6 protein-coding genes and 1 pseudogene are annotated in these 9,201 nt (G+C 71.2%); 5 read left to right on the forward strand and 2 right to left on the reverse strand.

What is annotated here, in order from left to right; translation table 11 throughout:
* The coding region (locus PMI01_RS02390; RefSeq protein WP_007662506.1) for a CocE/NonD family hydrolase at positions 1-1,280 on the forward strand (1,280 nt) is incomplete at its 5' end.
* Here the strand turns inward: PMI01_RS02390 and PMI01_RS25935 are convergent.
* The gene (locus PMI01_RS25935) at positions 1,277-2,242 is read right to left on the reverse strand and encodes a LysR substrate-binding domain-containing protein (RefSeq protein WP_007662513.1); all 966 of its coding nucleotides are present in this window, start codon (positions 2,240-2,242) and stop codon (positions 1,277-1,279) included. The two genes, PMI01_RS02390 and PMI01_RS25935, sit on opposite strands and share 4 nt — an antisense overlap.
* 194 nt (positions 2,243-2,436) lie before the next feature.
* Here PMI01_RS25935 and PMI01_RS02400 point away from each other — a divergent pair, with 194 nt between their 5' ends.
* From PMI01_RS02400 to PMI01_RS02415, 4 genes are all read left to right on the forward strand, one after another.
* Positions 2,437-3,303 (forward strand): metallophosphoesterase family protein, encoded by an 867-nt coding sequence (locus tag PMI01_RS02400; protein ID WP_035034124.1) that lies wholly within the window; start codon positions 2,437-2,439, stop codon positions 3,301-3,303.
* 11 nt (positions 3,304-3,314) lie between these two features.
* Positions 3,315-4,670 (forward strand): spinster family MFS transporter, encoded by a 1,356-nt coding sequence (locus tag PMI01_RS02405; protein WP_007662515.1) that lies wholly within the window; start codon positions 3,315-3,317, stop codon positions 4,668-4,670.
* 123 nt (positions 4,671-4,793) lie between these two features.
* A complete protein-coding gene (locus PMI01_RS02410; RefSeq protein WP_007662516.1) occupies positions 4,794-7,088 on the forward strand; it encodes a TonB-dependent receptor plug domain-containing protein in 2,295 nt (764 codons plus the stop codon).
* A gap of 133 nt (positions 7,089-7,221) precedes the next feature.
* Complete coding sequence (locus tag PMI01_RS02415; protein ID WP_051989878.1) at positions 7,222-8,733, forward strand: adenosine deaminase family protein; 1,512 nt, start codon at positions 7,222-7,224, stop codon at positions 8,731-8,733.
* A 10-nt stretch (positions 8,734-8,743) separates the two neighbouring features.
* Here the strand turns inward: PMI01_RS02415 and PMI01_RS02420 are convergent.
* Positions 8,744-9,201 (reverse strand): annotated as a pseudogene (locus PMI01_RS02420) (PHP domain-containing protein); the annotation flags it as partial.

Genomic DNA, 9,201 nt, shown 5'->3' on the forward strand with positions numbered 1-9,201 from the left:
TGCGGCTGGCCGCCGTGAAGGCCGTGGACATGAAGGCCTGGTTCGCCAGCATGCCCTGGAAGCGCGGCCACACGCCGATCAGCCTGATCCCCGACTACGAGGACTATGTCTACGAACAGTGGGAGCACGGCGTCTTCGACGACTTCTGGAAGCAGCCGGGCATCTACGCGGCCGGCTATTACGACAGGTTCGCCGACGCGGCGATGGTCCACATGTCGGGCTGGTACGACGCCTATTCGCGCACCGCGACCGAGAACTATGTCGGCCTGTCCAGGCGCAAGCCCGGCAAGGTCCGGCTGATCATGGGCCCCTGGACGCATGTCAGCCGCTCGACGCCCTATGCCGGCCTCGTCAGCTTCGGCTCGCAGTCGACGATCGACAGCGACATCGGCGGCGATTTCTTCGAATGGCGCCGCGCCTGGTTCGACCGTGAACTGAAGGGCAAGGCCGGACCGGCCAAGGCCGAGCTGCCCGTGCGCCTGTTCATCATGGGCGGCGGCAGCGGGCGGCGCGACGCCCAGGGCCGGCTGGAGCATGGCGGCCAATGGCGCAGCGAGGCCGACTGGCCGATCCCGGACGCCCGCAAGACGCCCTATTACCTGCAGGGCTCGGGCCGGCTCTCGACCGCCAGGCCGGCGGCGGGGGCGGCGCCGCTGTCCTACGACTTCGACCCCAAGAGCCCCGTGCCGACCCTGGGCGGCACGGTGACCTCGGGCGAGCCCCTGATGCGCGGCGGCGCTTTCGACCAGCGCGAGGGCAAGGACGTCTACGGCTCGGTCGAGCCCTACCTGCCGTTCGCGGCGCGGCCCGACGTGCTGGTGTTCGAGACCGAACCCCTGGCCGAGGACATGGAGGTCATCGGCGAGATCGAGGCCAAGCTGTGGATCGCCTCCAACTGCCCCGACACCGATTTCACGCTGAAGCTGATCGACGTCTACCCGCCCAGCGCCGACTTCCCCGAGGGGTTCGCCATGAACCTGACCGACGGCATCCTGCGCTGCCGCTACCGCGACTCCTGGGAGAAGCCGACGATGATGCGGCCGGGTCAGGCCTATCCGATCAAGATCTCGGCCTTCCCGACGGCCAACCTGTTCAAGAAGGGCCACAGGATCCGCCTGGACATCTCGTCCAGCAATTTCCCGCACTTCGACGTCAATCCCAACACCGGCGCGCCGGAGGGGCAGGGGCTGACGACCCGCGTCGCCACCAACACCGTGTTCATGGACGCCGCCCAGCCGTCGCACGTCGTCCTGCCGATCATCCCCCGGCGGACGAGCTAGGCCGAGGTCGGGACAAGGCGCAGGGGCGAGGCCTCCCTCTGGCCGTTGGACCACCAGCGGTCGAAGGCGGCGCGGGAGGTGTCGATCTCGGCGCTCAGCCAGTCGCGCAGCACCCGCGTGGCCGACCGGCGGCGAAGGTCGGCATTGGCGTAGAACAGGCTGTAGCTCATGCCCACCGGGGCGCGGACGTCGGTGCAGGGGTGCAGGCGGGTGTCTTGCAGGAAGCGCTCGGTCAGCAGCGGGACGGCCAGGGTCAGGCCCAGCCCGCTGGCGGCGGCTTCGTACATCAGGTGCGAGGTCTCATAGCATTTCGACACGGCTGGCCCGGCGCCCGCATAGCCGGCCTCCTGCAGCCAGCGCCGCCAGAGTTCGGGCGGGTTCTTGGTGGTCAGCATCCGGTGGCCGTCGAGCTCGCCCAGGGACCTGGGCGGCGCCCGGCCGTCGGCCAGGGTCCTGGCGGAGACCAGCACGCCGTCCAGGTGGATCATCGTGTCGGACGGCAACTCGTCGACCTGCTCGATCCCGCCCCACAGCGCCAGGTCCGCAGCGCCCGACCGCAGCACGTGCGTGCCGCGCGTGATGATCAGGTCCAGCTCGATGCCGTGCCGCGCGAACAGCTCGGCCAGCCGCGGCATCAGCCAGCCGACCGCCAGGGAATGGGACAGGGCCAGGCGCAGCTTGCCGGCCTGCTTGCCGCCCCGCAGGTCCTCGGTGGCGCGGCGGATGCTTTCCAGCGCGGGCTCGATGTCGGCGAGGTAGCGGACGCCGACGTCGGTGAGCCGGACGCTGGGCCCCGACCGGTCGAACAGGCTGACGCCGACGAACGCCTCGAGCTGCTGGATGCGGCGCGAGAAGGCCGACGGGCTGAGCGCGATCTCCTCGGCGGCCGCCCGGAAGCTGCTGGCGCGGGCCGCCAGCAGAAAGGCCTCTGTCGCTTCCAGCGACGGCGCCTTGCGCAGCATGGTGAACCTCCTGGTCGGCGCGACGGCGCCGCGGGGGCAGCCTAGGCCTGGAGTGTCACAGTTTGAGGACATCGTCCGGGAACGGCGGGTGTTGTCCGCCACGCAACGGTGGTTGCGCCACTTGCGGTTGGTCGGGAAGGGCGGTTGCGGCAAGCACGGACGGACCTTCCGCCATCGCTCGCCCGGACGCCGCCATGCAGGACGCCGCCATGCAGATCGCCCTGATCTCCGACACCCACCTGGCGCCCAACGCGCCGGCCTTCCGCGCCAACTGCGACGCGGCCCGCGCCTGGATCGCCGCCCTAGCGCCCGACCTGACGGTGCATCTGGGCGACATCACCGCCGACGCCGCCAAGGATCCCAGCCACTACGCCGAAGCCCTGGACGCCTTCGCCGCCTGGCCGACGCCGCTGCGCTTCCTGCCCGGCAACCACGACGTTGGGGACAATCGCGACGCGGCCCGCCACGGCGACGACCCGCCGATCGACGCCGCGCGCCTGGCGCGCTACCAGGCGGCCTTCGGGCCGGACCGCTGGTCGCTGAAGGCCGAGGGCTGGACGATCGTCGGCCTCAACGCCCAGCTGTTCGGCTGGGACGGCCCGGAGCAGGAAGACCAGTTCGCCTGGCTGGAAGACGTGCTGGCCCACGCCGACGGGCCGTTGGGCGTGATGCTGCACAAGCCGCTGTTTCGCGACGGGCCGTCCGACATCGAACGTCACCATCGCTACCTGCCCGAGGCCGGCCGCACGCGGCTGCTCGACCTGCTGCGCGGCCACGACCTGCGCTTCGTCCTCTGCGGCCACACCCACCAGACGCGTCGCTGTCATCTGGACGGCGTAGAGCACGTCTGGGCGCCGTCCACGGCCTTCTTGATCCCCGACCGCCTGCAGGAACGTATCGGCGACAAGATCATGGGAACGATGCTCCTGACCCTGACGCCGGACGCTCACCGCTTCACGCTGGTCGGCCCCACCGGCCTGACCCAGCGCGACCTGCTCGACCATGCGGAGGTCTATCCGCAACTGGCCGGACTGGGCGCCGTCCGCCTTTCCCCCGCCTGAAGGATCACGCGATGCACGCTCCCCTGAAGGCCTCGAGGCCGGCGGACGTCGATCCCCAAGGCCAGGACGGCTATGGCTGGTACGCCCTGCTGGTGCTGGTGGTCGCCTATGTCTTCGCCTTCCTGGACCGGCAGATCCTCAACCTGCTGGTCGAGCCGCTGAAGCGCGACCTGCACCTGAGCGACACCCAGGTCAGCCTGTTGCAGGGCCTGTCCTTCGCCCTGTTCCTGTCGATCGCCGGCCTGCCGATCGGGCGGCTGATCGACACCCGGCGGCGGATCACCATCCTGGGCTGCGGCGTGGCGTTCTGGAGCGTGATGACGGCGGGCTGCGGCTTGGCGCGCGGCTATCTGCCCTTGCTGGGCTTCCGGGTCGGCGTGGGGATCGGCGAGGCGACCATGACCCCGTCGGCCTATTCGCTGATCGGCGACTATTTCTCGGTCCGGCGGCTGGGGCTGGCCGTCGGCCTCTACAGCATGGGCGCCTATTTCGGCTCCGGCCTGGCCCTGGTGCTGGGCGCGCAGATCACCGCCGCCGTGCCGCAGGGGATGGTGGACCTGCCCGTGCTGGGCGCGCTGCACGGCTGGCAGGTCATCTTCCTGATCATCGGCCTGCCCGGCCTGCTGGTCGCCCTGTGGGTGGCGTCCCTGAAGGAGCCGCGCCGGACCGACACGGCGGCCGGCGGGCTCAGCGAGAAGCCGTCGCTGGGGGAAGTGGCCGCCTATTTCCGGGCGAACGCCGGGGTGATCGCCCTGGTCAATCTCTGCGTCGCCTTCGCGGCCATGAGCCTCTATGGCCTGGCGGCCTGGGTCCCCAGCTTCTTCATCCGTACCTTTGGCCTGAGCGCCGCCGAGGTCGGGCGGACCTTCGGCCTGACCATCATGATCGTCGGACCGGTCGGCAGCCTGGGCGCGGGGCTGCTAGGCGACGCGCTGAAGGCCCGCGGCCTGCGCAACGGCCGGCTGATCGTCATGAGCGCTGGCGCCCTGTGCGCCGCGCCCTTCGCCCTGGCGGCGATGACGGCCCATACGGCGACGGCGGCGTTCGTCCTGCTGGCGCCGACCATCCTGTTCCTGACCCTGGCGATCGGCTCGGGACCGGCCACCTTGCAGGAGATTACCCCAAACCGGATGCGCGGCATGCAGCACGCCGTCGCCGTGCTGGCGGTCAACCTGATCGGGCTGGGCCTGGGGCCGACCCTGATCGCGCTGCTGACCGACCTGGTCTTCCGCGACGAGCACCGGTTGTGGCTGTCCCTGGCCGTCGCCGCGCCGAGCCTGCTGCTGGTTTCATCGGTGTGCGGACTGCTGGCGCTCCGGCCCTATCTGGGCGGCCTCGATCGCCTGCGGTCGCGGTCCGACGCCTGAGGCCGGCGCGTTGCGTCGGGCGCAATCGAGGTTCGAACCTCTGCGTTTTTGCCGCCCGTCCGGCGGGGCTAAGCCGAACCGCCAGGACGCCGCGAGCGCCGGCGAGCTTTGGGGATCCGAGACATGAGAAGCCTCTTCAACACCACGGCCCTGGCCGGCGCCGTCCTGCTGGCCGGCGCCGGTTCGGCCCACGCCCAGGTCATGGCCTCGGGCGACCAGACCGTCGAGGAGGTGATGGTCACCGGAACGCGGGTCATCGGGCGCCTGGCCACCGACTCCGCCGCGCCGATCGACGTCATCTCGGGCGAGACCCTGAGGGCGCAGGGCGCCACCGACATCAGCCGCGCCCTGCAACTGCTGGCCCCGTCCTTCAACTATCCGCGCTCGGCCACCGCCCCCTCGGCCGCCAACACCCGCGCCGCCACCCTGCGCGGCCTGGCGCCGGACCAGGTGCTGGTGCTGGTCAACGGCAAGCGCTGGCACAGCTCGTCGGTGATCAATTTCAACAACGTCATCGGTCGCGGCGCGGCCCCGGTCGACCTCAACACCATCCCGATGGCGGCGATCGCGAAGATCGAGATCCTGCGCGACGGCGCGGCCGCGCAATATGGCTCCGACGCCATCGCCGGGGTCATCAACATCACCTTGAAATCGGCCGGGGAGGGCGGCTTCGTCTCCGCCCAGGCGGGCGTCACGTCCGAGGGCGACGGCCAGACCGTCAACGCCGCCTTCAACCGCGGCTTCGCCCTGGGCCAGGCCGGCGCCGTCAACCTGTCGGCCGAGGTCCGCTCGCGCAACAGCACCAACCGCGCGACCATCGACAGCCGCTACGGCCGCGTCACCAACCAGCAGGGCGATCCGGACTCCCTGGACCTCAACCTCGCGGCCAACGCCCGCTACGCCCTGGGCAGGGCCGAGCTCTACGGCGACCTCGTCTACGACTATCGCCAGAGCACCAGCGCGCCGCTGTTCCGCGCGCCCGGGGTCTCGGTGCTCTATCCCAACGGCTTCATCCCGCACGTCCGCCTCAAGCTGAACGACCTGGGCGGCGGCGCCGGGATCCGGGGCGAGGCGGCAGGGTGGCGCTGGGACGTCAGCGACACCTTCGGCTACAGCGACGCCGCGTTTCAGGTCCGCGACACCGCCAACACCGCGCTCGGCGCGGCCAGCCCGACCCGTTTCGACGCCGGCGGCGCGCGCTACATTCAGAACGTGGTCAACGCCACGGTCTCGCGGCCCTACGCCGTGCTGGCCGGGGCCAACCTGGCCCTGGGCGTGGAGCAGCGCCACGAGGCCTACAGGATCCGGCCCGGTGAGGCCGCGTCGTTCGCCGGCTCGGGCGCCCAGGGCTTCCCGGGCTTCAACCCGCCCCGGCCGGTGGACGTCAGCCGCAACGCCGTCAGCGCCTTCGCCGACGGCGAGCTGAGCCCGGTCGAGGCGCTGAACCTCGGCGCGGCCGTGCGCTACGAGCACTATGACGACTTCGGCGACGCGCTGCTGGGCAAGCTCAGCCTGTTCTACAAGCCGATCGAGGCCGTCGCGGTCCGCGCCACCGCCTCCACCGGCTTCCGGGCGCCCGCCCTGCAGCAGAGCTATTTCAGCACGGTCACCAGCCAGGCCAGCGCCGGCGTGCTGGTCAATGTCGGCACCTTCGCCGTCGATGACCCGGTCGCCAAGGCCCTGGGTTCGCGGCCCCTCGACGCCGAGACGTCGCGCAGCCTGAGCGGCGGCGTGGTCGTCAAGCCGTTCGCCGGCCTGGTGTTCACCGCCGACCTGTTCCACATCGAGATCGACGACCGCATCGCCCTGAGCGAGACGCTGTCGGGCCCCAACGTCGTCGCCATCCTCAAGGCGGCCGGGGTGACCAACGCCTCCCAGGCGCGGTTCTTCACCAACGCCGTCGACACCGTCACCGACGGCTACGAGCTGACCGCCAACTGGCGCGGCCACCTGTCGCCCGACGTCCGCCTCGACGTCACGGCCGGCTACATGCTGGTCGACACCGATATCGACCGCCTGAAGACCAACCGCGTCGTGCCCGGCCTGCCGCTCCTGGGGGCCAGCGCCATCGACCTGCTGACCAAGTCCCAGCCCCAGAACAAGACCGCCCTGGCGGCGCGGCTGGAGTGGCGCGGCCTGACGGTGAACGCCAATGTCGCGCGGTTCGGGCCGTTCCGGACGATCTCGGTGGCCACGGAGCAGACCTTCTCGCCGGTCACCACGGCGGACCTGGCGATCGACTACGCCCTGACCTCCAGCCTGACCCTCGGGGCGGGGGTGCTGAATGTCGGCGACGTCTATCCGGACAAGATCGTCGACCGGGCGCTGAGCCAGGGCGGCAGCACGCAATATCCCGAGGTCGGCGCGGTCGGGACCAATGGCCGGGAGTACTTCCTGCGCCTGACCTCCCGGTTCTAGCTGGCGCGATCTCGCTCAGTCGGACCTTTCGCCGTCGTCGCCTGACCTGGAGGTTTGCCAAACGCCGCAAATCACGGTGGACAGGTGACGGTTCGGGGAGAGCGATACGATGGCCGCAGGCGTGAAGAGGCGAATGGGCGCGGCGACGTGGGCCGGCGCCATGCTGTTGGCGGCGGGCGGCCAGGTGCTGGCCGCCTCCAAACCCGCCGTAACGCCCGAGGCGCGGACCGCGGCCTATTTCGACAGCATCGTCCACGACCGCGCCCAACTGCGCCTGTTCCTGCAGGCCATGCCCAAGGGCGGCGACCTGCACAATCACCTGTGGGGCGCGCCCTATGCCGAGGACTTCCTGGCCTGGGCCGGCGAGGACGGCCTGTGCGTCACCACGCCCCGCCCGACGATCGCGGCCGCCCCGTGCGACGGCCCCGGCAAGGTCCCCGCCAAGGGCCTGGCCCAGCGCGACCCGGCGCTCTACGCCCAGGCGATCGACGCCCTGTCGATGCGCAACTACACGCCCGGGGCGGAAGGCGCGGAGGCGTCCGGCCACGACCAGTTCTTCTCGACCTTCGACCGGTTCGGCGCGGCGGCGGTCGACAACATCGGCCCGATGCTGGCCGTGACCCGCGAACTCGCCGCCATCGACCACGTCGGCTACGTCGAGAGCCAGGCCAACCCCAACGCGCTCCACGACTTCGGCGCCCAGGCCGAGGGCACGGCCTGGAACGGCGACTTCGCCGCGACCCTGGCGGCCCTCGAACCGAAGATGCCCGAGGCGATCGCCAAGGCCCGTCGCGAGATGGACGCGGCCGAGGCCGAGGCCGCCCGGCGGCTGGACTGCGCCCGCGCCGCCGCCGAGGACGGGCCCTGCCAGGTCGAGGTTCGCTACCAGGCCTTCGTCGAGCGGGCCCAGCCGCCCAGCTTCGTCTTCGCCCAGATGGCCCTGGCCTTCGCCCTGGTCGAGGCCGATCCGCGCTTCGTCGGGGTCAATATCGTCAACCCCGAGGACCACCCGACGTCGCTGGCCGACTATTCGCTGCACATGCGGATGTTCCAGTTCCTGGCCGCCCGCCACCCGACCGTGCGCCGGGCGCTGCACGCGGGCGAGCTGGCGCCGGGCCTGACCCCGCCGCGCGACCTGACCTTCCACATCCGCGAGGCCGTCGAGATCGCCGGCGCCCAGCGCATCGGCCACGGGGTGGACATCGCCCACGAGACCGGGGCCTCGGCCCTGCTGGCCCGCATGGCCCGCGACCGCGTGGCCGTCGAGATCAACCTGACCAGCAATGACGGCATCCTGGGGGTCAAGGGCGCCGACCATCCCCTGGCGCTGTACCGCCGGGCCGGGGTGCCGGTGGTGCTGTCGACCGACGACGAGGGCGTGTCGCGCGGCGACATGACCCAGGAATACCTGCGGGCCGCCACCGAGCAGGGGCTGCGCTACGCCGACCTGAAGGCCATGGCCCGCGACAGCCTGGAATATGCGTTCCTGCCCGGCGCCAGCCTGCGGACCTCGGCCTGCGATCCCGCAATAGCCACGCCCAACGCGGCCTGCGCCAAGCTCCTGGCCGCCAGCCCCAAGGCCAGCGCCCAATGGCGCCTGGAGCAGGCGTTCAGCGCCTTCGAGCGCGCGCCGCGCCTGCCGTGATCTTCGACCGTCAGCCGGCGGGACGCAGGTAGATCGGGTTGCCGATCAGCATCAGGCGTCCCTTGTCGTCGCGCAGGTTCAGGCGCACCCAGCTGGCGGTCTTGCCGACGGAGAGGCGGAAGGTTCCGTCCGGCCCGACGGGCGTGTTCACGACCGCGCCGTCCCGCACGATCTGCAGGCCCTTGAGGTCGCCGCCGACCAGGGTGGCGGTGAAGGCAACGGTTTCCCCGGCCTTCACCCGCAGCACGCCGCCCATCACCGCCTGATCCTTGGCGGACCTGGCGGTGAGGTCCAGCAGGCGATCGCCGGAAGCGTCGAGGTCGATGAACACCCGCCCGGCGCGCAGGCCCGCGAGGATGGCCGGCGTCGAGAGCGCGTCGGCGTGGACCACGGTGGTCGGCCGGCCGATCGACGAGGCGACGTCCGGGGGCAGGCCGGCGTCGTGGTTGTCGCTGCCGCCGATGGCGG

Source organism: Caulobacter sp. AP07, from assembly GCF_000281955.1.
Classification (GTDB): domain Bacteria; phylum Pseudomonadota; class Alphaproteobacteria; order Caulobacterales; family Caulobacteraceae; genus Caulobacter.

What these genes read in the sequence shown, in the direction of transcription:
- PMI01_RS02400 (WP_035034124.1), top strand. Translation starts at nt 2,437, where the DNA reads ATGCAGGACGCCGCCATGCAGATCGCCCTGATCTCCGACACCCACCTG.
- PMI01_RS25935 (WP_007662513.1), bottom strand. Translation starts at nt 2,242, where the DNA reads ATGCTGCGCAAGGCGCCGTCGCTGGAAGCGACAGAGGCCTTTCTGCTG.
- PMI01_RS02415 (WP_051989878.1), top strand. Translation starts at nt 7,222, where the DNA reads ATGGGCGCGGCGACGTGGGCCGGCGCCATGCTGTTGGCGGCGGGCGGC.
- PMI01_RS02410 (WP_007662516.1), top strand. Translation starts at nt 4,794, where the DNA reads ATGAGAAGCCTCTTCAACACCACGGCCCTGGCCGGCGCCGTCCTGCTG.
- PMI01_RS02405 (WP_007662515.1), top strand. Translation starts at nt 3,315, where the DNA reads ATGCACGCTCCCCTGAAGGCCTCGAGGCCGGCGGACGTCGATCCCCAA.